The organism is Sphingomonas adhaesiva (assembly GCF_036946125.1).
Taxonomy (GTDB): Bacteria; Pseudomonadota; Alphaproteobacteria; order Sphingomonadales; family Sphingomonadaceae; genus Sphingomonas; species Sphingomonas adhaesiva_A.
The window spans coordinates 611447-637659 of sequence record NZ_JAQIJT010000002.1; the positions used below are offsets into that span (position 1 = coordinate 611447).

Consider the following 26213-nt stretch of genomic DNA (forward strand, 5'->3'; position numbering starts at 1 on the left):
GCGATGCGATTGCTGCTGGTAGAGGATGACGGCGACGTCGCGGAGACCCTGACCGCTTACCTGGAGCGGCAGGGCTTCGTGGTCGACCGCGCCGAAACGCTGGCCGTCGCGCAGGATGTCATCCTGGACAACGAGTTCGATCTGGTCCTGCTCGACCGCCTGTTGCCCGACGGCGACGGCGTCGCGCTGATCGGCTATGCCCAGGCGCACAAGCGGCCGCAGCGGTTCCTGCTGCTGTCGGCGCTCGCGGGCATCGACGACAAGGTGACGGGGCTGGAGCTCGGCGCGAGCGACTATATCGCCAAGCCGTTCGAACCGCGCGAGCTCGTCGCCCGCATCCGCGCGGCGCTGCGCCACGGCATCAACGCGGAGCGCGAGGTGCGGCGGTTCGGCCCGATCCTGCACGACGTCGACGGGGGCGGCTTCTTCGTCAACGACGCGCCGATGTCGCTGCGCCGGTCGGAAGCGCTGGTGCTCGCCGCGCTGATGACGCGACAGGGCGCGCTGGTCCGCCGGGAAACGCTGGAATCGCGCGTCTATGGCTATGACAAGTTCGTGAACGGCAACTCGCTGGAATCGATCATCTCGCGGCTGCGCAAGGCGCTGGCGACCAAGACCGATGCGGTGAAGGTCCTGTCGGTGCGCGGTGTCGGCTATCAGCTGGTCGAAAGCCCGCCGTCCTGATCCCCGCGCCGATCCGCCTGCTGCAAGGCCCATGCAAGCCGGACGCGGCAACATGGGCGCCATATTTCCTCACCAGAGTGTTCCGCCCATGCAGATGACCGATCAGGCGCAGGCCGCACGCGCCCAGGCGGACGCCTTTCGCACCACCTTCCGCCGCATCCGCGACCAAGTGCGACGGATGATGGTGGGGCAGGAGGACGTGATCGACGGCGTGCTGACCGCGCTGATGGCGGGCGGGCATGTCCTGCTCGAAGGCGTTCCGGGGCTCGGCAAGACGATGCTCATCAGCTCGATCAGTCGGGCGGTCGACCTGCCGTTCTCGCGGATTCAGTTCACCCCGGACATGATGCCCGCGGACATCATCGGCACGACCATGCTGACCGAGGCGGCGGGCGGCGGCCACGAGCTGACGTTCCAGCAGGGGCCGATCGTGGCGAACCTGGTCCTCGCCGACGAGATCAACCGCGCGACGCCCAAGACCCAGTCGGCATTGCTCGAGGTCATGCAGGAACGCCAGGTCACCGTCGGACGCCGCACGATCCGCATGCCCGAGCCCTTCTGCGTGATGGCGACGCAGAATCCGGTCGATCAGGAGGGCACCTACCCGCTGCCCGAGGCGCAGCTCGACCGCTTCCTGTTCAAGCTGATCGTCGGCTATCCGAGCGAGGCGGACTATCACGCGATCATCGACCGCACGACGAGCGGCGTCGATGTCGCCATCGATGCCGTCACCAACGCCGAAGACCTGCGCGCACTGCGCGACATCGTCCGCCAGGTGCCCGTGCCCGAGGTGGCCAAGAGCTACGCGATCCGCCTCGTCATGGCGACGCAGCCCGGAAGTGCCTATGCGCCGGAGGCGGTGAACCGCAGCGTCGCGCTCGGGGCGTCGCCGCGCGGCGTGCAGAGCCTGATCCTCGCCGCGAAGGTGCAGGCGCTGCTCGACGATCGCTTCTCCGTCGCCTGCGACGACATCGCCCGGATCGCGCGCCCCGTCCTGCGCCACCGCGTCATCGTCAACTATCAGGCGCAGGCCCGCGGGGAGGGGATCGAACAGCTGCTCGACCTCATTCTGGACCGGGTCGACCTTCAGGACAGCCGGGCGGCGTGAAGGCGATTTCGAGAGCATCCCCGTTGAATGACCCCGGGGGAGCCTCGCAGGGCTGAGGGGTTCCAGGCACCGCGCGGTCGATGCCATCGCCCGACGGCCGCTGACCTCGTTCCTGCGCGTCGGCGACCGTGGCAGGATGCACGCCGGAGACCGCTTCGGCACCATCCATCAACGAGTGGTCGCCGGCCAAGCGAACCCCGATGATCCGGCGCGACCCGCGCGGACGAGGCGGCGGCCTACAGGAAAGAGGGAGAGGAGATGGCGACACGCCGCGAAGACGGCGCGGACCACCAGATGACCTTCTCCAGCTTCGAGGCCGATCCGGGCTTGCTGATCTGGCATTCGACCGATCCGGTAAACTGGCGGCCGGTGACATCCGTCCTGCCATCGCCGCTCCCATTCGGTGGTGATGCATTATCACCGGATCGGCGGCGGGTGGACGAGCCGAACGGTCCGCCGAACCGGCGGGTTACCGCCACGATTTCCTGTCGCCACCCGCAAGAAATCATCGACGAGAGCCGCAGCGGGCGGATGTTTCGGCGGGGACGGTCGCGGCCGGATCGCGAAAGGCGCGCGCCGAACACCGGGCATGTCGTCGGAAGAAGCGCGAGAAATAAGCCGGATCGCCGAACCCCAGCGAGAATCCGACCTCGGCGATGGAAAGGTTGCTGTAGAGCAGCATGCGCTGCGCTTCGAGCATCGCGCGATCGTCCAGCATCGCGGCGGGAGAACGACCGGCAATGCGCGTGCAGGCCGCGCGCAATCTCGTCTCGCTCGTGCCCAGCGCGGCGGCATGTTGGGCGACGGTTTCGCGCAGGCGGAAGCGCTCGTTGATCCTCGCGCGATAGCGAGCGACCAGTTTCGCCTGGTGCCCGGGCGCGCCGGGATCCGTTCCGGCCGCGGGTTCGACGTGGCGAAGCACCTTGACCATCAGTCCCGTCAGAGCGGCTTCGACCGCGGCGTGATGGCCGGGCGCGGACCAGCTGAGTTCGCGCTGCAAGGTGGCGATGTCGACGCGCAGCGGCGCGACATCGACATCGGAAACGACGGTGGCGGCCGCGAACACCGCGCGAAGCTCGGCATGGCGCTCGACGATCCGGCTCACATAGGATTGCGCGAGCGTGACGACCGTTCCGATCGATTCGTCATGCCACCGAAAGCCGTGCACGACACCCGCCGGCACGACGAGCAGGGCGGGTGCCCGGAAGTCCAGAGTCCGGGCGTCCGACTGCATGATGCCGCCCCCGACGTCGACCACGAAGATCTGGCACAGATCGGCGTGTTCGTGCGGCCGGATCGTCCACTCGCTGGGGCGGGAGCGATCGTCGAGCTGCTCGACGTGCAGGAAGCCTTCCGCAACGGCCTGATGCGGCTCGCCGTAGAGGTAGAAGGTGGGGATGCCCTGGGCCGTCATGTGGCGATCATGCACCTGGATGGGCGAATCGTCCAATTTTTCGGTCGATCCGCCGATGGTGTCGCGGCCGATCGGGCGGCATCGTGGCTCGCGCGCCCGGACGATAGTGGCGGAGAGGAGAGCGAAGGTGCGGACTCAGGTGGCGATCGTCGGTGCGGGACCGGCAGGCATGTTCCTGGCGCATCTGCTGCATCTGGAAGGTATCGATGCGACCGTCATCGAGCGCCGGGACCGCGCCTATGTCGAGGGGCGCGTGCGTGCGGGCGTCCTGGAACAGGGGACGGTCGCGCTGATGCATCGGCTGGGCGTCGCGGACCGGCTGATGCGTGAGGGGCTGGTCCACGGCGGCACGAACGTGGCGCTGGACGGAAAGCTGTTCCGGATCGACATGGCCGCGCTCACTGGCGGTTCGACCGTCACGGTTTACGGCCAGCAGGAGGTGATGCGCGACCTGTTCGATGCCGCCGAGGCGCGGGGGCTGTCGATCGTCTGGGATGCGAGCGATGTGGCGCTGTCGGGGATCGACGGCGATCGACCGCACGTGACGTGGCGCCGGGACGGGGTGACGCAGCAGCTCGACTGCGACTTCGTGGTCGGCTGCGACGGCTATCACGGGGTCAGCCGTGCCGCGATCCCGTGCGACGTGCTGCGGGTGTTCGAGCGGGTCTATCCGTTCGGCTGGCTGGGCGTGCTGGCCGACGTGCCGCCGGCGGAACACGAACTGATCTACGCCAATCACGAACGCGGCTTCGCGCTCGCCTCGATGCGATCGCCGACGCGCAGCCGCTATTATATCCAGTGCGCGCTCGACGAGGAGGTCGCCGACTGGTCCGACGATCGCTTCTGGGACGAACTGTGCCTGCGGCTCGGCCCCGATGCGGCGGCGAAGGTGACGCGCGGCCCGTCGTTCGAGAAGTCGATCGCGCCGCTGCGCTCCTTCGTCGCCGAGCCGATGCGCTGGGGCCGGCTCTTCCTCGCGGGCGACGCTGCGCACATCGTGCCGCCGACCGGCGCGAAGGGCATGAACCTTGCGGTGTCGGACGTGACGATGCTCAGCCAGGCGCTGACCGAACATTATCGCGAGCGCTCCGACGCCGGGATCGACCATTATTCGGCCCGCGCGCTGGCGCGGGTATGGAAGGCGGAGCGCTTTTCCTGGTGGTTCACCTCGGTGACCCACCGTTTTCCCACCATGGATGGTTTCGACCGGCGCATCCAGATGGCGGAACTGGACTATCTGCGCGGCTCGCTTGCGGCGCAGCGCGCGCTTGCCGAGAATTACGTCGGTCTACCGCTGGAGGCAGCATGAAGAGCAAGGTGTACGACAGTCCCGCGGCAGCGCTCGACGGGCTGCTGTTCGACGGCATGACGATCATGTCGGGCGGATTCGGCCTGTCGGGCAATCCCGAGAGCCTGATTCCCGAAATCCGCGCCAGCGGCGTGACGGGTCTGACCGTCATCTCGAACAACGCCGGCGCCGATGGCTTCGGGTTGTGGATGCTGCTGGAGAGCCGGCAGGTGGCGAAGATGATCTCCAGCTATGTCGGCGAGAACAAGCTGTTCGAACAGCAATACCTGTCGGGCGAGCTGGCGCTGGAGCTGAACCCGCAGGGCACGCTGGCCGAACGCATCCGGGCCGGGGGCGCGGGCATCCCCGCCTTCTATACGAAGACCGGCGTCGGCACCGTGGTGGCGGAGGGCAAGCCGGTCGAGACGTTCGAGGGCGAGGAATATGTGCGCGAGACGTGGCTGCGCGCCGACCTGTCGATCGTCAAGGCGTGGAAGGCGGACCCGGCGGGGAACCTTGTGTTCCGCAAGACCGCGCGCAACTTCAATCCCAACATGGCGACCGCGGGCAGGGTGACGGTGGTGGAGGTCGAGGAGATCGTCGAGGCGGGCGCGCTCGACCCCGATCACGTCCATACGCCGGGCATCTATGTCGACCGCATCGTGCTGAGTACGATCAACGAGAAGCGGATCGAGAAACTGACCACCCGCAGCCGGGAGATGACGGCATGAGCTGGACCCGCGACGAGATGGCGGCCCGCGCCGCGCGCGAGCTGCGCGACGGCTATTATGTGAACCTGGGCATCGGCATCCCGACGCTGGTCGCCAACCACGTCCCCGCCGGGGTCGACGTGACGCTCCAGTCGGAGAACGGCCTGCTCGGCATCGGGCCCTTCCCCTACGAGGGGGAGGCCGACCCCGACCTCATCAACGCCGGCAAGCAGACGGTGACGGTGCTGCCGACGTCGAGCTTCTTTTCCAGCGCGGACAGCTTCGCGATGATCCGCGGCGGGCATATCGACATGGCGGTGCTGGGCGCGATGGAGGTGAGCGTCGGCGGCGACATCGCCAACTGGACGATCCCCGGCAAGATGGTGAAGGGGATGGGCGGGGCGATGGACCTCGTCGCCGGGGTGAAGCGCATCGTCGTCGTCATGGACCACGCCAGCAAGGCGGGGAGCCCGAAGATCCTACCCGCCTGCACGCTGCCGCTGACCGGCAAGGCCTGCGTCGACCTGATCGTCACCGATCTGTGCGTCATGGCCTGCGACAAGCCGGGGCTGCGGCTGCTCGAGCTGGCGCCGGGGGTCACGCTGGACGAGGTGCGCGCGAAGACCGGGGCGCCGTTCACGGTCGACGCCGCGGTGGCGGCATGAGCGGGCTCGTCGGTTACGCCCGTGACGACGCCGGAGCGCCGCCGCTGCTGGTCCCCGATTATCGCTCGACCGTCGCGCGCGCGCCGCGCCACGCGCCGATCGCGCTGCCGCCGACCCTGACCGAGACGACGGGCCCCGGCGGCTGCTGGGACCGGCTGATGGGTCCGGCGCTCGCCGACCTGACGACGCAGCACGCCGGCGCACCGCTGGGGCAGCGGATCGTCGTCGCCGGCCGCGTGCTCGACGAGGCCGGACGGGCGGTGCCCGACACGGTGATGGAGATCTGGCAGGCCAATGCCGCCGGCCGCTACATCCATGCCAAGGACCAGTGGGACGCCCCCCACGACCCCAATTTCACCGGCGCGGGGCGGGTGGTGACCGACGCGGAGGGGCGATATCGCTTCGTCACGGTGCGCCCCGGCGCCTATCCCTGGGGCAATCACAGGAACGCGTGGCGTCCGGCCCATATCCACCTGTCGCTGCTCGGCCCCGCCTTCGCGACGCGGCTGGTGACGCAGCTCTATTTCCCCGACGATCCGCTGATCGAGATCGACCCGATCGCCAACGCCGTGCCGCTGCCCTATCGTCAGCGGATGGTCGCGCGGTTCGACATGGACGTCACCGAGCCGAACTGGGCGCTCGGCTACCGCTTCGACGTCGTGCTGAAGGGGCGCGAGCAGACGCCGTTGGAGGAGGATCACCATGACGATTGATCCCGCCGACCTCCGGCCCGCGGCGCGCGCCGACAATCAGGACCCTGCCTTGTTCGGGCAGACGCCCAGCCAGACGGTGGGCCCGTTCTTCCACTACGGTCTGCCATGGAAGGGCGGTGCGGATCTGGTCGGCCGGTCGGACATGGGCGCGCGGCCGGATCTGATGCCCGAGGAGCATTACGTGCTCAACCTGTCCGCTCCGACCGGCACGCCGGCGGGCGAGGTGATCGCGATCACCGGGCGCGTGATCGACGGCGAGGGCGCGCCGGTGCCCGATGCCATGGTCGAGCTGTGGCAGGCGAATGCCGCCGGCCGCTATCGCAGCGTCGACGATCCGCGCGAGGATGTGCCGATCGATCCGCATTTCGTCGGCTTCGGCCGTGCCGCCACCGCGGCGGACGGCCGCTATCGCTTCCGCACGGTCCTGCCGGGCCGGGTGCCGGGGCCGGGCAACAGCCTTCAGGCGCCGCATGTCGCCCTGTCGGTGTTCGCGCGCGGCGTCGTGAAGCGGCTGGCGACGCGGCTCTACTTCGCGGGCGCGGAGGGCAATGACGAGGACCCGGTGCTGGCGGTGGTTCCGGCGGAGCGGCGCGAGACGCTGATCGCCCGCCGCACGGGACCCGACGAATGGACGCTCGACCTGATCCTGCAGGGCGAGGGCGAGACGGTGTTCTTCGACCTGTGAGCGACCTGCTGCGCCTCCGCCCCGCCGCGACCCCGGCGATGATCGCCGTGTTCGACGACGCGGCGGTGATCGCGCATGCCGGCGCGTTCGAGGTCGCGCTGGCGCGAGCGCAGGCGGCCGGGGGACTGATCGCGGACGAGGTGGCGCAGGCGATCGCCGCGGGGATCGCCGCGACGAGGATCGATGCGTCCGAGCTGGCGGAGGAGGCGGCGCTGGCGGGAACGCTCGCGATTCCGCTGGTGGCGCGTTGGCGCGCGGCGCTGTCGGGCGAGGCGGCCGCAGCGCTCCACCGCGGCGCGACCAGCCAGGACGTGGCGGACAGCGTATTGATGCGTCAGGTCGTCGCGGCCCGCGACGTGTTGGCGGCGGACGTCGCGCGGGTCGGCGCCGCGCTGGCGCTTCATGCCCGCACCCATCGGGATATGCCCGCGATGGGACGGACGCTGTTGCAGGATGCGCTGCCGGTCGGCTTCGGATTGCGCCTCGCCCAGGCGGCGGCCGGCATCGCCGATGCCTGGCAGGATCTCGATGCGGCGATCACACGCCATGCCGTCCTGCAACTCGGCGGTGCCGCCGGGACGCGCAGCGGCATGGACGGACGCGGCGGCGCGGTGGCGGAACACATGGCCGCGGCGCTGGGCCTGCGGGCGGGACCGCCCTGGCATGCACGGCGCACCGGCGTGGCGGCGATCGGCGCCGGCCTGGGCGTATTGATCGGGTCGCTCGGCAAGTTCGCGCGCGACGTGGCGCTGCTGGCGCAGAACGGCATCGGCGAGGCGCAGGAACCCGTGGTCGCGGGGCGTGGTGGCTCGTCGGCGATGGCGCACAAGCGCAATCCGACCGGCTGCCAGGTCGCCTTGTCCGCGGCGATTCGCGCACCGGGTCTGGTCGCCGCGTTGATCGCCGGCCTGCCGCAGGAGCAGGAACGCGGCCTTGGCGGATGGCAGGCGGAGGCCCCGGTGCTCGCCGACCTCTGCCTGCTCGCCGCCGGCAGCGCCGCGGCCCTGGCCGTCGTGGCGGAGGGGCTCGACGTCGATCCGGCGGCGGTAGCGCGCAATCTGGATCGGGCGGGAAGGGGGGTGGATATCGGCGACAGCGTCGCGATCATCGCCGAACTGCTGGCCCGCGGAGAGGACTGACATGGCATATACGATCCGCGATGGAGTGCGCCTGCACTGGCGGCTCGACGGCGCGGCGCAACGCCCGGTGCTGGTGCTGCTCAATTCGATCGGGACCGATATCGGCCTGTGGGACCCGACGGTTCCGCTGCTGCTGCCGGCATTCCGCCTGCTGCGGATCGACACGCGGGGGGCGGGCGGCTCGGATGCGCCTGCCGGCGACTATGGTCTGGCGATGCTGTCCGACGACGTCGCGGCGATCATGGACGACGCCGGCGTCGCATCGGCGGCGGTCGCGGGCGTTTCGCTGGGCGGCATGGTGGCGATGCAACTGGCGCTCGACCGCCCCGAGCGCGTCGCCGCGCTGGCGCTTGTTTGTACCTCGGCGACGATGGATCCTGCCGCGTGGGACGCGCGGATCGACACCGTCCGGCGGCAGGGCACCGCGGCCATCGCCGATATGGCGGTCGGCCGCTTCCTGTCGCCCGGCTTCGCCGCCCGGCATCCGGAGATCGCCGATGGCCTGCGCGACGGGATCGCCCGCCAGTCGGACGACGGTTACGCCGGGGCGGGAGCGGCGATCCGCGACATGGCGCTGGCCGACAGGTTGGCGCAGATCGCCCTGCCGACCCTGGTCGTCACCGCGATGCTCGATGTCTCGACCCCCTATGCCGGCCATGGCGAGCATCTGGTCGCGGGGATCGCGGGTGCGCGTCACGTCGGCGTCGATGGCGCGCACCTGCCGCCGATCGAGGCACCCGCGGCGCTGGCGACCGCGCTGCGCCGCTTCCTGACCCGCGACGGGGCGGTGGAGGCCGCGGCCGATGCCTTGTTCGAGGCCGGACTGGTCAACCGTCGCCGGGTGCTGGGCGATGCCTGGGTCGATGCCAGCCTCGCCAGGCGCACGCCGCTGACGCACGAGTTCCAGGCGATGATTACGCGCATCGCCTGGCACGAGATCTGGGGCAGGCCCGGCCTCGACGACCGGACGCGACGGCTGATCGTGCTGGCGATCACCTGCGCGCTCGGGCGTTGGGAGGAATTCGCACTGCATGTCCGCGCCGGACTGACGCAGGGCGGCTTCACCCGTGACGAGCTGAAGGAGGTGCTGATGCAAGCCGCGATCTACGCCGGCGTGCCCGCCGCCAACACCGCCTTCGCCGAGGCGCAGAAGATCATCGATGCTCTGGATCGGGACGCCTGACGACCCGCGCCGGCCGAACCCGATCCTCCCGAAGCGACGTGCCACGTCAGATATCCGAGGGAGGTGGCACCGCCGGCGGGGCGATCCGCCACGCCTGGAAAGCTCGGGCGGGGCGTGCATCAGATGCAGCGCAGCGAAGCTCCCTTGCCGATCACAGACATGTCGGGACGACCAGCAGCGGCACGAACGTGACGAGCGTCGCGGCGAAGCCGGTCCAGGCCGTCGCCATCGCGGCGCGATCCAGCAACGTCGCCCGGTCGCGCGACAGATAAGCCGCCGTCACGAAGGTCGCGATCAGGCAGGCGAGCCACGCCGCGACCAGCACCATCCGCTGGAGGTCGCCGCCCATCACGGCGATCCGCTGCCATCCCCCCCGCGCAACCGAGCCCGTGCAGCCCGTAGATCAGGCAGAAGGCCACGGCCCATCCGATCAGTCCCGCCGACAGGCGCAGCAGCGCGATCATGCCAACCATCCCGGCACGACGAGCAGCACCGCGCAAAAGGCTCCCGCGCCTGCGGCATGATCGCTCCACAGCCGTGCGATCCGCCGTTCGCCCGATCGGGACGCGGAATGGAAGCCGGCACGCTCCCGGGCGAAGACGAACGCCAGGATCAGCACCGCCAGCACCGCATGGAAGATGGCGTAGGCGGCGATGGCCGCGCTGGCCGCAGCATAGGCGTGGCTGGTCGGCGCCGGCGCCGCCACGACCAGCAGCATGACCAGCGCCAGCACGATGACGCCTTGTCCCACGGCGGCGATCATCGCGTTGTCCCGCCTGGCCATGACGACGGCGCAACCCGCGCCGGCCAATGCCAACAGCGGCAGGAGGAGCGACGGCGCCACCAATGCGGGCGGCGGCCAGCCGGGCGCCACGGTCCAGAGAAAACCGTAACCGAACAGCAGCGACGCGAACAACGTGGCACTCGCGCCGATCGCGAGGATGCTGCCCCACCAACCCGTCGTCTGGCGCGCCTCGAAAGCGGTCGGCAGGCGCCGGTCATGCCCCGCATCCACCATCCCGACATCGTGCCTGCTGCCGTTGGTCCAGGCCCAGCGCCAGCCGAGCCACGCCACGACGGGCAGGAACGCCGGGGCGACGGGATACAGGCCGGCGAGCATGGCCAGGAAGAAGCCGCCGAGCGCCGCCGCCGTCGCGATCGGCAGCCAGCTGTTGCCGGGCAGGATCGCGATATGCTCGGGTACGCCCGTCGTCATGTCGACCGCGATCGTCTCGCGCCAGCCGTTGCGGGCCGCACCCAGCATGCCCTCGCCGCGCGCCAGCCGGACGCCGAGGTCCGGGGCCGTCACCAGGGGTTCGCGATCGGCCACGGTCGCGATGCTCGCGAAATTATAGGCGGGCGCCGGGGTCGGCATCGCCCATTCGAGCGTGTGCGCCTGCCACGGATCGCGCGCGTGCCGGCGACCCAGCCTGATCTGCAGCACCACGTCGACGAGAAAGAGGGCGAAGCCGAACGCCTGCACGAAGCCGCCGACCGACGACAGCAGGTTGAGCGCGGTCCAGCCCATCCCCTCCGGATAGGTGTCGATCCGCCGCGGCATCCCGAGCAGCCCGGTCAGGTGCATCAGGAAGAAGGTCAGGTTGAAACCGATGAAGATCAGCCAGAACGCCGCCTCGCCGATCCGCATCACGCGCTGCCGGCCGGTGATGTGCGGCAGCCAGTAATAGGCGGCGGCCAGCATCGGGAACACGAACCCGCCGACCAGCACGTAGTGGAGGTGGGCGGTGACGAAGGCGGTGTCGTGCGCCTGCGCATCGAACGGCACCATCGCCAGCATCACGCCGGTCAATCCGCCCAGCACGAAGACGACGAAGAAGCCGATGAGGTACAGCATCGGCAGCTTCATCTCGGGCCGGCCGCCCCACAGGGTGCCGAGCCACGCGAAGATCTGCACCGCGGTCGGGATGGCCACCAGCGCCGACGCGGCCGAGAAGAAGCCCAGCGCCATGTGCGGAATGCCGGTGGTGAACATATGGTGCACCCACAGGCCGAAGCTGAGGAAGGCGAGGGCCATGATCGCCGCCACGATCGCGCCATACCCCAGCAGCCGGGTGCGCGCCATCACCGGCAGGATGGTCGACACCGCGCCCGCCGCGGGCAGGAAGATGATGTACACCTCGGGATGGCCGAACAGCCAGAACAGGTGCTGCCACAGCAGCGGCGACCCGCCCAGCGCGGGATCGAAGAACGGCCAGCCGAACGCGCGCTCGATCTCCAGCAGGATCGACCCCAGGATCAGCGGCGGGAAGCCGAAGACCATCATCCCCGCGGTCGCCAGCATGTACCAGGCGAAGATCGGCATCCGGTCTAGCCGCATGCCGGGCGCGCGCAGCTTCAGGATCGACACCGCGATCTCGATCGCGGCGGACATCGCGGATATCTCGACGAAGGTGATGCCGAGCAGCCAGACATCGGAATTGATGCCGGGCGTGAAGGTCCTGCCCGACAACGGTGGGTAGAGGAACCAGCCCGCGTTCGGTGCCACCCCGGCCAGCATGGCGACGACGATGATCGTGCCGCCGAACAGATAGCACCACCAGCCGAGCGCGGAGAGGCGCGGAAAGGCGAGATCGCGGCTGCCCAGCATCTTGGGCAGCAGGTACATCGTCAGGCCCTCGAACATCGGAATTGCGAACAGGAACATCATGATGCTGCCGTGCATCGTGAAGATCTGATTATAGACATCCGGTCCGACGAAGGCGCTGCGCGGCGTCGCCAGCTGCGCGCGGATCAGCATGGCCAGCACGCCGCCGATCGCGAAGAAGACGAAGGCGGCGACGATGAAACGCTTGCCGATGTCGCTGTGGTTGACCGAGCGCAGGTGCCCGCGCCAGCCCGGCTCGTTGCGCCAGATCGCGGTCAGTTCGTTGTGCAGGCGCAGCGCCTTCATCGCGCGTTCTCCCCGACAAAGGCGGTCCACCCGGCGGCGTCGTGCGCAACGACGGTGAAGCCGTGGTCCTTGTGGCCTGTCCCGCAATATTCGGCGCATTCGCCCTGGTAGGTGCCGGGCGCGTCCGCCTCGATCCGCAGCACGTTCGTATGTCCCGGAATCGCATCCATCTTGCCGGCCAGTCGCGGGACCCACAGACTGTGGATCACGTCGGTCGCGGTGATGCGCAGGTTGACCGGGCGGCCCGCGGGAATGTGGAGCACGTCCTGCGTCCGCCGCCCGCCCGGATAGGCGACGTTCCAGGCATATTGCCGCGCGACGACGTCGATCGCCACCGCGTCGTCCGAGGGGACGGGCAGCGTCCGCGCGCCGATCACCAGCGCGAAGCCGAGCAGCGCCAGCAGCACCGCGCCCGGCATCGCCAGCCCCAGCCAGCCGATCCACAATCGCGGGTCCTGCGTGCGGTCTCCACCTCCGCCGCGCCGGAAGGCGAGCGCGAGCAGGGCGAAGACGAGCAGCGTCAGCAACGTCGCGCCACCGAGCATCGCCCACCAAAGCCCCGCGACCGAGCGCGCATGGGGCCCGGCGGGATCGATCGTCGACAAGCGGCCGCTGCAACCTTCCAGCAGGCCGAGCGTTGGAGCGGCGATCCCTGCGCGCCGCAGGAATGATGAGGGGGTACGACGATGATGACCGATGCCGCGCGCGAGCAGGTGGCCAGACAGCGACTGGTGGATCCGGTCGAGCAGCGACCGGCATTCGACCGTACCGAATCGAAGATCGCGGTCGCCGGCCACCCGATCCATGCGATGCTGGTCGCCTTTCCGATCGCGCTGACCGCCTGCACCGCGGGAGCCGACATATTCTACTGGTGGACGGGCGACAATTTCTGGGCGCGCGCCGGCCTCTGGGGGGCGGGCGCCGGCTTCCTGCTCGGTGTGCTCGCGGGGATCGCCGGAACGGTCGAACTGCTGCTGGTGCCGGGCATCCGGGCGCGCTCGGCCAGCTGGACGCACTTCGTCATCGCGGTCATGCTGCTGTCGATCCTCGGCGCCAACTGGGGATATCGCCTGACCGGCTACGAACAGGCGGTGCTGCCCTACGGCCTGCTCCTCTCGCTCTTCGCGGTCGGTTTCACGGGCTTCACGGGTTGGCACGGCGGCAAGCTGGTGTTCGAATATCAAATCGGTGTCTCGTCGACGGGAAGCTGACGGTGCTGCGGCACGGTCAGCCAGTGTGGCAGGATGTCCGGGATGATCGGTTTCGACAGGACCAGCAGCAGGACGATCACCATCGTCACGATGCCGCCCACCGTCAGCGGCACGGGGGAGGGCGGCGTGTACTCGCCGCGGCGCTCGCTCATCAGCAGCACGGCGTGACCGACCAGCGCGTGGAGTGACACGAGCAGGCCGACCGCGACCAGCTTGGCGAACATCCACGGCTCGAACACGCCGCGCAGGTAGATCAGCAGCGTTCCCGCCGCGATGGCGACGACCGCGGCGGGCGTGATGATGAAGGCATAGCTGTCGTGGGTCAGCATGCGCAGCCGCGAATATTCCGCCTGATTGTCGTCGGCGCGATGCTTGCCCAGCATCAGCGGCAGCGCGACCAGCCCCGCGCACCAGAGGATCAGTGCGGCGATATGCAGCGCCTTCACCAGGGAAAGGATCATGCCGCGACCCGCACCAGGGCGCCCCAGCGCCGCGCGGATATCCAGCCGGCCGCCAGCGCGAAGGGCAGCATGCCGGGCAGCCACATGACCAGACCGGCGAGCTGCTGGTCGCGCAGCGGGCCGATGCCATAGGAGATGGTGGATGCCAGATGCGCGGCATACAAGGGGCGCGGCGCGAACGTGAGCAGCGCCCCCAGCAGGCCCATCTGTGCCGTGGCGCCGACCAATCCCGCGAAGGCGACGGGAATGGGCGCGCGGAGCGTGGCGCTCCAGAACGACCAGCCCGCGCCCAGCAGCCCCAATTGCATGATCCAGTAGAACGCGATGTTGGAAAGCGCCCGGTCGTAGATCGCGGGGACGTGCCACAGCCAGAGCATCGCGGTCGTGGCGGTGAGCGTCACGGGCACGCCGCCGCGCCCGGCGGGGCGGGCGAGCGCCAGCAACGGGGCGGCCACTGCGAGCAGGACGATGTGATGCACGCTCCGCGCGGTGAACAGCGCCGTCGTCAAGGCACAGAGGGGAGACACGAAAGCGACCGCCAGCACGCCCAGAGCGGCCAACCCGTACCGGCGTCGATCGGGCGTCAGTCGCAGCGCGGCAGCCACCCCCATCGCCAGAACGGCGATCAGGGCGGGGTCGCCATTCCATGCCCCCCACCAGGCATCCGCCGCCGGCGCAGGCCCGCAATAGCTGCGCGATACCTCGATCATCGACCCTTTTCCCCAGTGTCTCGATGAACGCGGGTTATACGGATTTCGGCCGTGCCGGAACCAAAATTTGTAATCGAGGTTAATGGTCGCAGGCAGGTCTGCCTATTGCGTGACGATCCGGAACTCCCAGAACAACATGAACCAGATGTCGGTCACTTTCGAGACATGCGCCATAGGGTCGAAGCGGACGCCGTCCCCGACGACGACGGGTAGCACAGTGGTGTGGCAGGCGTGCCGGGCGCCGGGCTCCTTCGTCGACCGGGGGCGTGGCGATGCCGGTGAGCAGGCGTGGCCGGCGCGGCGCCACCGATGAACGAGAGGGTGGACGCACCTGACGGTCGTATCGGATATGGTGAGTTCGCCATCCGGACGCTGATCGTCATCGCGCTGGTCGCGCTGGCGATCGTCATCTGGAAACTGCACGATGTGCTGCTGCTGGCCTTCGCCGGGATTCTCGTCGCGGTGATATTGCACGCCGCCGCCGATGGGCTCTGTCGTCTGGTGCCGTTGCGCAAGGGCTGGGGGATCGCGCTCGCGGGCATGTTGATCCTGGGCGCGCTGGTCGGTGTCGGCGTGCTGTTCGGGCAGGAACTGCGCGATCAATTGTCCGGCCTGAGCGATCAATTGCCCGGCGCCTGGCAGCGCTTTGCCGCATGGGTCGGTGAACGGCGCGTGCAGAGCGTGATCGACGCGGTGTCGCCGGACGGATCGACGGTGGCATCGATCGCGCAATCGGCGTTCGGCATGATGACGGCGGCGACGACCGGCCTCGTGCTGGCGGTGCTGGGCGGCATCTACTTCGCCGCCAGTCCGGCCGAGTATCACAAGGGGATGCTGGCGATGCTTCCCCGTGCCGCGCGGGCGCGGGTCGGCGAGGCCGCGCGGGAAGCCGGCCATGCCCTTCGCAACTGGCTGCTGGGGCAGTTGGTATCGATGGCGGCGACCTTCGCCGCGGTGCTCGTCGGATTGACGCTGATCGGCGTTCCTTCCGCGCTGGCGCTCGCGATCGTCGCCGGTCTGCTCGAGTTCATTCCCCTGGTCGGTCCCTTCCTCGGCGCGGTGCCTGCGCTGCTGATCGCTTTGACCTCGGGGGTGGAGACATTCGCGTGGACGGCGGGATTCTTCGTCGTCTGGCAGCAGATCGAAGGCAATGCGATGGCGCCGCTCGTCATGCGCTTCGCGGTATCGATCCCCCCGGCGGTGACGTTGTTCGCGCTGTTCCTGTTCGGGGGCATGTTCGGCATCGTGGGCATCATATTGGGCGGGCCGCTCACGGTCGCCGCGTGGGTGCTGGTGAAGTGTCTGTGGATCGATCCTCGCGAGAACCGCGAACACGGATGCCCCGATGGCAGATGATACGGCCAGCGCGCTCCCCGACTGGTTTCCGCGCGGCGTGCCGTCGCTGGCGGTATCGGTGGCGGGGACGGTGGCGATCGTCGCATCGGCGACGCTGCTGCGCTATGCCTTGGGGCAACCGCTCCAGAGTTTCCCGACGTTGCTCTTCTCGCCGGCGGTGTTTCTTGCCGCCTTGTTGTTCGATCGCCGGTGCGGGCTTCTCGCCATCGTCCTGTCGACCGCCAGCTCCGCTTATTTCTTCGTCTATCCCTACAACAGCCTCACGCTGCCGCTCGCCAGTCTCGTCCCGCTGTGCATCTTCGTGCTGACCAGCAGCTTCGTCGTCACCGTCACCGACACCCTCCGCCAGGTCGCGGCCCGGCTCGACCGGGCGGAGCGCAACAAGAGCCTGTTGCTGGACGAACTGGCGCACAGGACCAAGAACGATCTGGCGATCGTCGGCTCCGCCCTCCAGCTCCAGGCACGTTCCAGCGACGACCCCGCGGTGCAGGAAGCGCTGGCGACCGCGGTCGCGCGCGTCAACGTGATCGCCGCGGCGCAGGACCGGCTGCGCTATCGCGAAGGGATCGGCCAGGTCGACATCGCCGACTATCTGCTGGGTCTTTGTACGGGATTGGGCGACCTCTTGCGCGGTGTACGGCCCATCGCCGTACGGCTGGAAGCGCCGACGATGACGGTGAGTGGGGCCGACGCGGTCACGATCGGGCTGATCGTCAACGAGCTGGTCACCAACGCGTTCAAATACGCGTTTCAGGACAATGGCGGGGGCGCGGTGGACGTGAAGATCGAACGGGAGGGCGGAAATCTGCGCATCCACGTTCGCGACGACGGCATCGGTTGCGCCGACGACGCGGTCAGCGGCATGGGATCGCGCCTCGTCCGGCTGCTGGCGCAGCAGCGCGGGGGCGTCGTCTCCCGCGTGGCGACCGAAACCGGCTGCCACGTCACCGCCACGCTTGCTCTGGAGGAGATGCCCGATGTTCGTGTCCGGCCCTGACACGCGGGATGCGCGCCGCCGGGTGGTGATCGTCGGCGGCGGCGTCGCCGGTCTTGATCTGGCGGGTATCCTCGGGCGCGACCCGGCGCTGGATGTGATCCTGATCGATCGCGCGACATCCCATGTGTGGAAACCGATGCTGCACAGCATCGCTGCGGGGACGCATGACGTCGCGCAGGTGGAGGTGCCCTATGTCGCCCAGGCACGGCATCACGGCTTCACCTACGTGCCCGGCCGCGTGGACGGCATCGATCCCGTCACGCGCACCATCGGCGTCGCACCCTTTTCCTTCCATGGGCGGGAACTGCTGCCGCAACGGACGATCGATTATGACACGCTCGTCCTGGCGATCGGAAGCGTCGCAGCGCATTTCGATGTCGCGGGCGTGGAGGAACATGCGCGGCATATCGACACGCTGGCGGAGGCCCGTGATTTCCAGGCGCATGTCGCGCCCCGACTGGTCGAGGCGGCGCAGACCGGCGTTCCCCTGCGCGTCGCCATCGTGGGCGGCGGCGCGACCGGGGTCCAGCTGGCGGCCGAACTGGTGCAGATCGCCGACATCGCCGATGACTATGGCCTGGGAGGGGGGCGCAAATCGCTGGATATCACGCTTGTCGACCGCGGCGACCGGCTGCTTCCAGCGTTTCCCGAGCGGATATCGAGCGCCGCCCGGACCCGGCTAGAGGGTTTGGGGATAACGGTGCGAACCGGGGTGGACGTATCGGCCGTCCATGAATCGGGATTGCAGTTGGAGGACGAGGTGTTGCCGGCGGACCTCTGCGTCTGGGCGGCCGGGGTGGAGGCAGCCCCGCTGGCCGCGACGCTGGACACGCTGCAACGGATGCCGAACGGCCGTGTGGTCGTCGACGACCATTGTCGTTCGATATCGTCCCCCGACATTTTCGCGATCGGCGACTGTGCCGCCTTCGGCGGGTCGGAAGACGGTTCGCCCCTGCCGCCCACGGCGCAGGTCGCCTTCCAGCAGGCGGTCTATCTCGGCCGCTGGCTGCCGACGATCGTCCTGGGAGAGAAGGCACCGGCGTTCCGCTACCGCGATCTCGGCGCGCTGGTGCAACTCGGCGGGTATGACGCTTATGGCGCCCTCGGGCAGTTCGGTATCTTCGGACGGGGCTTTCTGCGCGGGCGGGTAGCACAGGCCGGGCACGCCTTTCTCTATCGGCGGCATCAGATGCGGCTTCATGGCATCGGACCGGCGCTCCGGCTGTGGCTGGCCGAACGGATCGCCGGAAAGGCTCGCCCGTCGAGCAAGCTGAGCTGACCCGGCGCGCCTCCGTGCGGATGGCTGGCCGTTCGCGCGTTCGCAGGCGGTGAGACGGCCCCGTCGGGCGGCAGTTCCTGCGGGCCGGTCAGAAACGGTAGCTGACCCAGCCGGCGGCGAAGACGCTGTCCGTATATCCGGCCCGGGTCAGCGCCTCCTGTGCGTCCAGATATTCCAGCCGCCCCAGGAACGACAGGCGCGGATTGATGGTCCATTGCAGCTGCGCCCGCGGCAGCCGCGCGATCCGGTGCCCGCGCACCCTTGCGGTGCCGACATAGTGCGTCGTGTTGGCGCGATAGATCGAGTCCCGGTCGTTCGGCCGCCACGCCCATTGATGTTCGAGCGTCAGCGTGATGCCACGCGCCGGCTGCACCCGGACGATCGGTGCGAAGGCCACCAGGTTGCTGGGCGTGAGGAACAGGCCGTAGGAATAATAGATGTTGTTGCCGAACGGCGTGCTGGTCGCGCGCAGGGATTCGTCGGGCGAGGCCCCGCCGCCCCCGCTGGCATAGTCGAGGTGGAAGCCGATTTCCGGCGCGTCGTCGGCGTTCGACAGCGCCACCGTCTGCTCCATCAGCGCCTGCCAGGCGCGAATCGGCCGCGCACCATGGCGGCCGCGCTGGTGGTTCAGGGTCCATTCCACGCTGACGCGGCCGGCCTCTCCCCAGATCCGGGCCCCGGCATAGATTCGGCTTTCGCGCGCCGGCGTTCCGCTCCAGTCGCGATCGTCCTCGCGGACCCGCCACAGGAAGGGGTCGACATACAGCGCCGAGCCGCCGAACAGATCGGTCGGCAGGACGACGCCCGCGGTGATACCCGAAAAGCGCGTTCCCCTGTCGGTCCGATCGTCCCCGAACCCGCCCCGTCCCAACGCGACGTAGCGCAGATCGAACGCGGTCAGCCGAAGACGCGACGTGCGCGCCCACAGCCGGACGCCGTCCAGCGCGAAGCGGATCGTATTGTTGTCGCGCGATGCCACCAGCAGGTTCGCGCCGTCCTCGAACTCCTGCCGGCCGACGCGGGCGCCGAGCTCGACCACGCCCGCCCGCGTGCCGTATTCGGCGAAGCCCTGCTGGAGCACCGCGCGATTCCGCAGGCTCGCGGGGGGATCGCCGAGCCGCAGACCTCCTAAACCGCCGTGCGCGACCTCGCCGAACAACCGCAGGTTATCGCCGATATGCAGATCGGCGCCGCCGACCAGCCGCAGGATGTCCTGGCGCTGATGCGATCCATCGCGCAATTGCGGGTTGTCGGTGTAGTTGACGCGGACCCGTACCTCGCCACTCAGGGTCACGTACACCGCGCCATCGGCTGCGATCGGCAGGAACTTCAATCGATCGACGGGATCGCGGCGCTCCTCGGGATCGGCCATGATGCGCCAGTCCTCCGCCCATCGTGACATGGAATAGCGGCCGGCCGGCCAGCGGTCGCCCATCGCGTCGCGCGGATACAGTTCGCCTTCCCGTATGTCGGCAGCGCTTCGGACCTGGGCAGTTGCGTCGACAGAAATGGCGCAAGTCATTGTTAAGGCGGCGGCAATCACCCTCCGCCCTGAGAGGGCAGCTCTTCGCGTTTTCATCTTGGAGTTGATTGGAGCCGTTCGGCGTCCGACGTCGAATTTCATCAGATTGTTTCCGGGATGCGCGAGATGCTTCCGCGACGAGCACCTGCGCTATATCGACTGTTTGCGGATCATAGGAAAGTGGATGCCGGACGGTCCCGCATTTCACGACGAGGGATAGGCGATGGACGAACAGGCTGTCACGAAGAAGCCGATCTCCCGGCGCAAGCTGCTGGCGGGCGGGGCCGCGCTGGGGGCCACCGGCACTGTCAGCTATCTTGCCGGTCGCAATCCGACCGTGGTGCCGGCCAGCCGTCACGTCGACGTCGCGATCGTCGGTGGGGGCGTGATGGGCGCGATGATGGGCGTGTTCCTGAAAATCCTCCAGCCGAACTGGCGGTTGGCGGTCTTCGAGCGGCTCGATGCGCCGGCGCGCGAGAGTTCGGGCGTGTGGCACAATGCCGGGACGGGCCATTCGGCGTTGTGCGAACCCAATTACACGCCGATCGAGAACGGCCGGATGAAGATCGACCAGGCGATCAAGGTCAACGAGCAGTTCCAGGTGACCCGCCAGTTGCTGGCGTCGCTCGTTCGCATGGGCGAGATGCGCAACCCGCGCCGCTTCATCAATTCGGTCCCGCACATGGGGTTCGGCATGGGCCGGGACGACCAGCGGTTCCAGTTGCAGCGTTACCGCACCCTGACCGCCAACCCGCTATGGACCGGCACCGAGTTTTCGGCGGATCGGGGAAAAATCGCGGAATGGGCACCGGCGTTGATCCGCGGGCGCGATCCCGCGCAGCCGGTGGCAGCGACCTGGAACGCGCGCGGCACCGACGTCAATTGGGGCGAGGTGACCGAACAATTGATGGACGCCCTCGCGCGGCACGAAAATGCGACGATCCATTACGGAAGCGAGGTGGAGGACCTCGATCGCCTGCCCGGCGGGGCGTGGCGCATCACCTATCGCGACCGGCGTCTGGACGAGGGGTTGCAGGCGATCGACGCCAGCCGCGTGTTCAACGGTGCCGGCGGCGCGGCATTGCTGCTGCTTCAGGCCAGCGGCATACCGGAGGCGCGCAATTACGGCGGCTTCCCGGTCGGCGGCTCGTTCATCGTCAACGACGATCCCGCGATCGCCGATCGTTACCTCGCCAAGGCCTATGGCCGGGCCAGCGGCGACGCGCCGCCCATGTCGGTGCCGCATCTCGACACGCGTTATCTCGATGGACGTCGCAAGATCTCGTTCGGCCCCTTTGCCACCTTCTCGACCGCCTTCCTGATGCAGGGCGGGCCGAGCGCTTTGTTCCGCTCGATCAACGGCGCCAACATCGGTCCGTCGCTCGATGTCGCCGTCGACGACTTCGGACTGGTCAAATATCTGCTGGGGCAGCTCGCCCAGGGGCCTGCGGATCGACTGGAACAGCTGCGCACGTACTATCCGGAGGCGCCGGCGGAAGGCTGGAACCTCGTGCAGGCGGGTCAGCGCGTGCAGATCATCCGGCGCCGCCCGGGCGGAGGGGGCGACCTGGCGTTCGGGACCGAGCTGGTATCGTCACGCGACGGTAGCCTGATCTCGTTGCTGGGTGCCTCCCCCGGGGCCTCCACCGCGCCGTCGATCGTCATCGATGCGCTGAGGTCGATGTTCCCGCAGGAGTTTGCCGGCGAAGCGTGGCAGCGTTCGTTGCGCACGCTGGTTCCGACAATCGGCATGACCTTGCACCGTGCGCCCGCCGCGCTGCGTGATGCATGGGCCTATTCCGATGAAGCGCTGCAGTTGCGGCCGTCTCCCGGCGGATGAATCGATGCGGCCGCGGCGGCAGGCGGTCGGGGCGACCGGCGTCATCCGGCGCCGGTCGCGACCATCCTTATGCGCGCCCGCGCACCGTGTTCAGCACCGCCAGTGCTGCCACGCCGGCCAGCGCCGCGCTGGTCCACGGGCGGGCCTTGGCGAAGCCGGTCGCCTTTTCGGTCAGCGGCGCGCTGCCGGAGAAATGCTCGCGGAACGCGTCGGTCAGCTTGGTCTTGCCGTTGCTCTGGGTCGCGGTGGTCATCGCTACATCTCCTTTTCGATGGACGGCGCGCCAACGCACCGCGCCGCCGGTGGTGCCGCGCAATGCGTCATTCGGCGTCCTCCGTGCGGCGGGATGCCGCGCCCCACAGCATCAGATAGCCGAACAGCCCGGAGAGCAGCGACGCGGCCAGCACCGACAGCGCCGCCATCTCTACCTGCGTCGCATCGGCGAAGGCCAGTTCGGCAATGAAGAGCGAAATGGTGAAGCCGATCCCCGCCACCCCGCCGATCCCCAGCACCATCCGCCACGTGACCCCATCGGGCAGCCGCGCCGCGCCGAGCCGCGTGGCGATCCACGTCGCCGCCAGGAACCCGATCGGCTTCCCCAGCGCCAGCCCCGTCACGATCCCGGCCGCGAGCGGCGAATGCAATGCCTGCGCCACCATCTCGCCGGAGAAATGGATGCGCACGTTCGACAGCGCGAACAGTGGTAGCACGACATAGGACACCCACGGCGTCAGGATACGGACCAGTCGCTCGTCCGGCTCATCGGTGGCGGCGGCCATTTCGTGGATATAGCCCAGCCGCTTCTGTGCGCGGTGGCGGTGTTCCTGCGCGGCGGCGTCGTCGGGCGCCTCGTCCGCCGCGACTTGCGCCGCGCGCAATTCCTCCAGCGGTTCCTCGACACGGTCGGCGAAGCGGCGCTCGGACAGGCGCGGCGCGGTCGGCAGCAGCAGCCCGATCGCGACCCCCGCGATCGTCGGATGCACGCCCGAACCCAGCACCCCGGCCCAGACCAGCAGCCCCAGCAGCACGTATGGCACCGGCGCCACCCAGCGCAGCCGCAGCAGCAGGACGATCCCGGCATAGGCCGCCCCCGCCAGCAGCAGGTAGGCGGGCGCCAGCGAGGCGGTGTAGGCGACCGCGATGACCAGCAGTCCGAAGACGTCGTCGATCGCGGCGAAGGCGAGCAGGACCGCGCGCACCGCATCGGGCAGGCGGGTGGTGAACATCGCGACGATCGCGAGGCTGAAGGCGGTGTCCATCGCCGCCACCACCCCCCAGCCATGCGCGGTCGCGGTGCCCGCGTTGAATGCCAGAAAGAAGGCGATCGGGACCACCAGCCCGCCGATCGCGCCCGCGACCGGGAAGATCGCGGTACGCAGCGACGACAGCGATCCCTTGGCGAACTCGCGCTTCACCTCCGTGCCGATGATGAGGAAGAACAGCGGCATCAGCGCGTCGTTCACCCATTCCGCCGCACTGCGTGCGATCGCATGGCCGGTGTAGCTGAGGCGGATGGTGCCGTCCCATGCCGCGCTCCACGCGCCGCCCCAGGGCGAGTTGACGATGGCGAGCGCGGCGATCGTCGCGATCAGCAGCGGGCCGCCGGATACGTCCCCGATGGCGAAGAACGGCTCCAGGCGCCGCAGCAGCGCGGCCGCGGGGGAGTGATGCGCGCGGGCGGCAACCCGTCCGGACAGGCGAGGGCTGGTCGCTATCGTGTCGGTCCTTGTGCTCGCGCCTCCGGCGCTCCCGCTCTCTCCCAATGGGCGAGGAAAGGGTGAGCGTGAACAGCGCCTTGGGAACGGATCAGACGATCCTTGGCCGCGTCTGTTCCCGCACCGCCTCCAGTGCGATGCCGGCAAGATTCTGGTGCCGCCGGATGTACCGTAACCTCAGGCGGCCGTGTCGGGGGAGGTCCTGAAAGGTGGCGAGGTGGACGCGACAGGCGGGCGGGCAGCGCACCTCGCGCTTCGCCTGCGCGATCACCGCGGCGGCATCACCCAGCAGCACGGCGTCCGCGATGCCGAGGTCGTACGCCAGGCGGACGGCGTGAAGCAGCGCCAGCCATTCCGCGTCCATACTCGTGCCGGGGCCCAGATCGCCGCAAAGGTGTGCGCGACCGCCGGCGACCACGGCGGTCGCCATGCCGAAGGGGAGGGGGCGGCTGCTGCCGTCGAAGAACAGCTTCACGCGCTACGCCACTGACCGGGCGACAGATCGCCCAGCGTCCAGTCCCCGATCGACCAGCGCACCAGCCGCAGCGTCGGATGCCCGACCGCGGCGGTCATGCGGCGCACCTGCCGGTTGCGCCCCTCGCGGATGGTCAGCCGCAGCCAGCGGTCGGGGATGTGGCGGCGGACGCGGATCGGCGGGTGGCGCGGCCAGATCGCGGGCGCGCCGATCACCTCCACCTCCGCGGGGCGGGTGGGGCCGTCGTTCAGCATCACGCCGCGGCGAAGCGAATCGAGCGCGGCGGCGTCCGGTTCGCCCTCCACCTGTACCCAATAGGTCTTGGGCAGCTTGAACCTGGGATCGGCGATCCGCGCCTGCAAGCGCCCGTCGTCCGTCAGCAGCAGCAGCCCCTCGCTGTCGCGGTCGAGCCGCCCCGCCGGATAGACGCCGGGCAGGTCGATGTGGTCGGACAGCGTCGCGCGCGTTGCCGGCGTGCCGCGATCGGTGAACTGGCTGAGGACGTCGTACGGCTTGTTGAACAGGATCAGCGTCATGCCGCCCCGATGCTGGCCGCGACCGCCTCCGCCACCTTGATCCCGTCGACCGCGGCGGACAGGATCCCGCCGGCATAGCCCGCGCCCTCTCCGGCGGGGAACAGTCCGCGGGTATTGAGGCTCTGGAAATCCGCGCCGCGGGTGAAGCGGACGGGCGAGGAGGTGCGCGTCTCCACCCCGGTCATCACGACATCGGGATGGTCGTAGCCGGCAATCTGACGACCGAACACGGGGATCGCCTCGCGCATCGCCGCCACCGCGAAATCGGGCAGCACGTCGGCGAGGTCGGTCGGGGTCACGCCGGGGCGGTAGGAGGGGACGATCCCGCCCAATGCGGTGGAGGGGCGGCCGGCGAGGAAATCGCCGACGCGTTGCGCGGGCGCGCGGTAGTTGGAGCCGCCGGCGACGAAGGCGCGCTCCTCCAGCCGGCGTTGCAGCGCGATGCCGGCGAGCGGATCGCCGGGATAGTCGCGCTCGGGATCGATCGCGACGACGAACCCGGAGTTGGCGTTGCGTTCGTTGCGCGAATACTGGCTCATGCCGTTGGTGGCGACGCGCCCTTCCTCGCTGGTCGCCGCGACGACGGTGCCGCCGGGGCACATGCAGAAGCTGTAGACCGTGCGTCCGTTCGAGCAGTGGTGCGAGATGTGATATTCCGCCGCGCCCAGGATCGCGTTGCCCGCATCCGCGCCGAAGCGGGCGCGGTCGATCCACGATTGCGGGTGCTCGATGCGGACCCCGATCGAGAAGGGCTTGGCATCGACATGGACGCCGGCGGCGTGGAGCATCGCGAAGGTGTCGCGCGCGCTGTGCCCGATCGCCATCACGACATGGCGGGCGGCAAGGTAGTCGCCGCCGTTCAGGTGCAGCCCCACGATGCGACGTTCACCGCCGCGCTCCGCCACGTCGATGCCGTCGACGCGGGTGGAGAAGCGGTACTCGCCGCCCAGCCCCTCGATCGTCTCGCGCAGGCTTTCGACCATCTTCACGAGGCGGAAGGTGCCGATATGCGGGTGCGCATCGGTCAGTATCTCCTCGGGCGCGCCGGCCTTGACGAACTCGGTCAGCACCTTGCGGTCGAGGTGGCGGGGGTCCTTGATCCGGCTGTAGAGCTTGCCGTCGGAGAAAGTGCCGGCGCCGCCCTCGCCGTACTGGACGTTGGATTCCGGGTTCAGGACGCTGCGCCGCCACAGGCCCCAGGTATCCTTGGTCCGCTCCCGCACCACCTTGCCGCGGTCGAGGATGATCGGGCGATAGCCGGCCTGCGCCAGGATCAGCGCGGCGAACAGTCCGCATGGCCCCGCACCGATGACGACGGGCCGCTGCGCGCCCTCGGGCGGCGGCGCGGGCAGGGGGTAGCGCGTGTCGGGGGTCGGCTGGACATGCCTGTCGCGGCGCATCCTGGCCAGCACGGTGGCTTCGTTGCGGACGTGGACGTCGATCGCATAGACCAGCGAAATCCGCGTCTTGTCGCGCGCATCGAAAGCGCGGCGCGCGACCTGGTGGCGAACCAGCTCGCGCGGGGTGATGCGCAGCCGCTTGCAGACCGCGGCGGGCAGCGCCTCGTCGGGATGATGCAGCGGCAGTTTCAGATCGTTGATACGGATCATC

Annotated in this window: 26 protein-coding genes; 14 read left to right on the forward strand and 12 right to left on the reverse strand. The window is 69.1% G+C overall.

Translation table 11 applies throughout. From position 1 onward, the window contains the following. Positions 1-3 precede the first annotated feature (3 nt). Both PGN23_RS09130 and PGN23_RS09135 read left to right on the forward strand, forming a co-directional pair. Positions 4-684, forward strand: a complete 681-nt coding sequence (locus PGN23_RS09130; protein ID WP_335302569.1) for a response regulator transcription factor — start codon at positions 4-6, stop codon at positions 682-684. Between the two features lie 88 nt (positions 685-772). Continuing rightward, the gene (locus PGN23_RS09135) at positions 773-1792 is read left to right on the forward strand and encodes an AAA family ATPase (protein WP_335302570.1); all 1020 of its coding nucleotides are present in this window, start codon (positions 773-775) and stop codon (positions 1790-1792) included. Positions 1793-2297: 505 nt separating this feature from the next. On the opposite strand, the gene PGN23_RS09140 is transcribed toward PGN23_RS09135, so the two are convergent. Beyond that, the gene (locus PGN23_RS09140) at positions 2298-3206 is read right to left on the reverse strand and encodes a helix-turn-helix domain-containing protein (protein ID WP_335302571.1); all 909 of its coding nucleotides are present in this window, start codon (positions 3204-3206) and stop codon (positions 2298-2300) included. A gap of 127 nt (positions 3207-3333) precedes the next feature. Here PGN23_RS09140 and pobA point away from each other — a divergent pair, with 127 nt between their 5' ends. The 7 genes from pobA to pcaDC are packed head-to-tail and all read left to right on the forward strand — an operon-like array spanning position 3334 to position 9589. After that, complete coding sequence (gene pobA / locus PGN23_RS09145; protein WP_335302572.1) at positions 3334-4515, forward strand: 4-hydroxybenzoate 3-monooxygenase; 1182 nt, start codon at positions 3334-3336, stop codon at positions 4513-4515. Next, on the forward strand, positions 4512-5225 hold the full coding sequence (locus PGN23_RS09150; protein ID WP_335302573.1) for a CoA transferase subunit A: 714 nt from the start codon (positions 4512-4514) through the stop codon (positions 5223-5225). The genes pobA and PGN23_RS09150 overlap by 4 nt, the downstream gene beginning before the upstream one ends. Next, the gene (locus tag PGN23_RS09155; RefSeq protein WP_335302574.1) at positions 5222-5869 is read left to right on the forward strand and encodes a 3-oxoacid CoA-transferase subunit B; all 648 of its coding nucleotides are present in this window, start codon (positions 5222-5224) and stop codon (positions 5867-5869) included. The genes PGN23_RS09150 and PGN23_RS09155 overlap by 4 nt, the downstream gene beginning before the upstream one ends. After that, positions 5866-6582 (forward strand): protocatechuate 3,4-dioxygenase subunit beta, encoded by a 717-nt coding sequence (gene pcaH / locus PGN23_RS09160; protein WP_335302575.1) that lies wholly within the window; start codon positions 5866-5868, stop codon positions 6580-6582. Before PGN23_RS09155 ends, pcaH begins: the two co-directional genes overlap by 4 nt. After that, entirely contained in the window at positions 6572-7267 is a 696-nt protein-coding gene (gene pcaG, locus PGN23_RS09165) for a protocatechuate 3,4-dioxygenase subunit alpha (protein ID WP_335302576.1), read from the forward strand. The genes pcaH and pcaG overlap by 11 nt, the downstream gene beginning before the upstream one ends. Then, positions 7264-8406 (forward strand): lyase family protein, encoded by a 1143-nt coding sequence (locus tag PGN23_RS09170; protein ID WP_335302577.1) that lies wholly within the window; start codon positions 7264-7266, stop codon positions 8404-8406. The genes pcaG and PGN23_RS09170 overlap by 4 nt, the downstream gene beginning before the upstream one ends. Position 8407: 1 nt before the next feature. Next, on the forward strand, positions 8408-9589 hold the full coding sequence (gene pcaDC / locus PGN23_RS09175; protein WP_335302578.1) for a bifunctional 3-oxoadipate enol-lactonase/4-carboxymuconolactone decarboxylase PcaDC: 1182 nt from the start codon (positions 8408-8410) through the stop codon (positions 9587-9589). A 151-nt stretch (positions 9590-9740) separates the two neighbouring features. Here pcaDC and PGN23_RS09180 read toward each other — a convergent pair whose 3' ends face one another. The 3 genes from PGN23_RS09180 to coxB all read right to left on the reverse strand — a co-directional run bounded on the left by PGN23_RS09180 (position 9741) and on the right by coxB (position 13105). Then, positions 9741-9941 carry a hypothetical protein gene (locus tag PGN23_RS09180; RefSeq protein WP_335302579.1) on the reverse strand — a complete coding sequence of 67 codons (201 nt, stop codon included), beginning with the start codon at positions 9939-9941 and terminating at the stop codon, positions 9741-9743. 108 nt (positions 9942-10049) lie between these two features. After that, positions 10050-12500, reverse strand: a complete 2451-nt coding sequence (gene ctaD / locus PGN23_RS09185) for a cytochrome c oxidase subunit I (RefSeq protein WP_335302580.1) — start codon at positions 12498-12500, stop codon at positions 10050-10052. Next, positions 12497-13105, reverse strand: a complete 609-nt coding sequence (gene coxB / locus PGN23_RS09190; RefSeq protein WP_335302581.1) for a cytochrome c oxidase subunit II — start codon at positions 13103-13105, stop codon at positions 12497-12499. Before coxB ends, ctaD begins: the two co-directional genes overlap by 4 nt. A gap of 81 nt (positions 13106-13186) precedes the next feature. On the opposite strand from coxB, the gene PGN23_RS09195 reads away from it, so the two are divergent. Further along, positions 13187-13711, forward strand: coding sequence for a DUF2231 domain-containing protein (locus PGN23_RS09195; protein WP_335302582.1), 525 nt, complete (start codon positions 13187-13189; stop codon positions 13709-13711). Here PGN23_RS09195 and PGN23_RS09200 read toward each other — a convergent pair. Then, complete coding sequence (locus PGN23_RS09200) at positions 13681-14172, reverse strand: CopD family protein (protein WP_335302583.1); 492 nt, start codon at positions 14170-14172, stop codon at positions 13681-13683. The genes PGN23_RS09195 and PGN23_RS09200 overlap by 31 nt on opposite strands. Continuing rightward, positions 14169-14882 (reverse strand): cytochrome c oxidase assembly protein, encoded by a 714-nt coding sequence (locus PGN23_RS09205; protein ID WP_335302584.1) that lies wholly within the window; start codon positions 14880-14882, stop codon positions 14169-14171. The genes PGN23_RS09200 and PGN23_RS09205 overlap by 4 nt, the downstream gene beginning before the upstream one ends. Before the next feature lie 288 nt (positions 14883-15170). Between PGN23_RS09205 and PGN23_RS09210 the strand changes: the two genes are divergently transcribed. The 3 genes from PGN23_RS09210 to PGN23_RS09220 are packed head-to-tail and all read left to right on the forward strand — an operon-like array spanning position 15171 to position 18514. Further along, on the forward strand, positions 15171-16238 hold the full coding sequence (locus PGN23_RS09210; protein ID WP_335302585.1) for an AI-2E family transporter: 1068 nt from the start codon (positions 15171-15173) through the stop codon (positions 16236-16238). Then, the gene (locus tag PGN23_RS09215) at positions 16228-17235 is read left to right on the forward strand and encodes a sensor histidine kinase (RefSeq protein WP_335302586.1); all 1008 of its coding nucleotides are present in this window, start codon (positions 16228-16230) and stop codon (positions 17233-17235) included. The genes PGN23_RS09210 and PGN23_RS09215 overlap by 11 nt, the downstream gene beginning before the upstream one ends. Then, entirely contained in the window at positions 17216-18514 is a 1299-nt protein-coding gene (locus tag PGN23_RS09220) for an NAD(P)/FAD-dependent oxidoreductase (protein WP_335302587.1), read from the forward strand. Before PGN23_RS09215 ends, PGN23_RS09220 begins: the two co-directional genes overlap by 20 nt. Positions 18515-18602: 88 nt before the next feature. On the opposite strand, the gene PGN23_RS09225 is transcribed toward PGN23_RS09220, so the two are convergent. After that, positions 18603-19949 (reverse strand): alginate export family protein, encoded by a 1347-nt coding sequence (locus tag PGN23_RS09225; RefSeq protein WP_335302588.1) that lies wholly within the window; start codon positions 19947-19949, stop codon positions 18603-18605. A 310-nt stretch (positions 19950-20259) separates the two neighbouring features. Between PGN23_RS09225 and mqo the strand changes: the two genes are divergently transcribed. Beyond that, positions 20260-21876 carry a malate dehydrogenase (quinone) gene (gene mqo, locus PGN23_RS09230; protein WP_335302589.1) on the forward strand — a complete coding sequence of 539 codons (1617 nt, stop codon included), beginning with the start codon at positions 20260-20262 and terminating at the stop codon, positions 21874-21876. A gap of 67 nt (positions 21877-21943) precedes the next feature. Here the strand turns inward: mqo and PGN23_RS09235 are convergent, their stop codons facing one another. The 5 genes from PGN23_RS09235 to PGN23_RS09255 form a co-directional block, all read right to left on the reverse strand. Next, positions 21944-22129, reverse strand: coding sequence for a hypothetical protein (locus PGN23_RS09235; protein ID WP_335302590.1), 186 nt, complete (start codon positions 22127-22129; stop codon positions 21944-21946). Between the two features lie 67 nt (positions 22130-22196). Continuing rightward, complete coding sequence (gene nhaA / locus PGN23_RS09240; protein ID WP_335302591.1) at positions 22197-23639, reverse strand: Na+/H+ antiporter NhaA; 1443 nt, start codon at positions 23637-23639, stop codon at positions 22197-22199. A gap of 43 nt (positions 23640-23682) precedes the next feature. After that, positions 23683-24066, reverse strand: coding sequence for a reverse transcriptase-like protein (locus PGN23_RS09245; protein WP_335302592.1), 384 nt, complete (start codon positions 24064-24066; stop codon positions 23683-23685). Beyond that, entirely contained in the window at positions 24063-24602 is a 540-nt protein-coding gene (locus tag PGN23_RS09250; protein ID WP_335302593.1) for a pseudouridine synthase, read from the reverse strand. The genes PGN23_RS09245 and PGN23_RS09250 overlap by 4 nt, the downstream gene beginning before the upstream one ends. Next, the gene (locus tag PGN23_RS09255; protein WP_335302594.1) at positions 24599-26212 is read right to left on the reverse strand and encodes an NAD(P)/FAD-dependent oxidoreductase; all 1614 of its coding nucleotides are present in this window, start codon (positions 26210-26212) and stop codon (positions 24599-24601) included. The genes PGN23_RS09250 and PGN23_RS09255 overlap by 4 nt, the downstream gene beginning before the upstream one ends. Between the last annotated feature and the right edge of the window lies 1 nt (position 26213).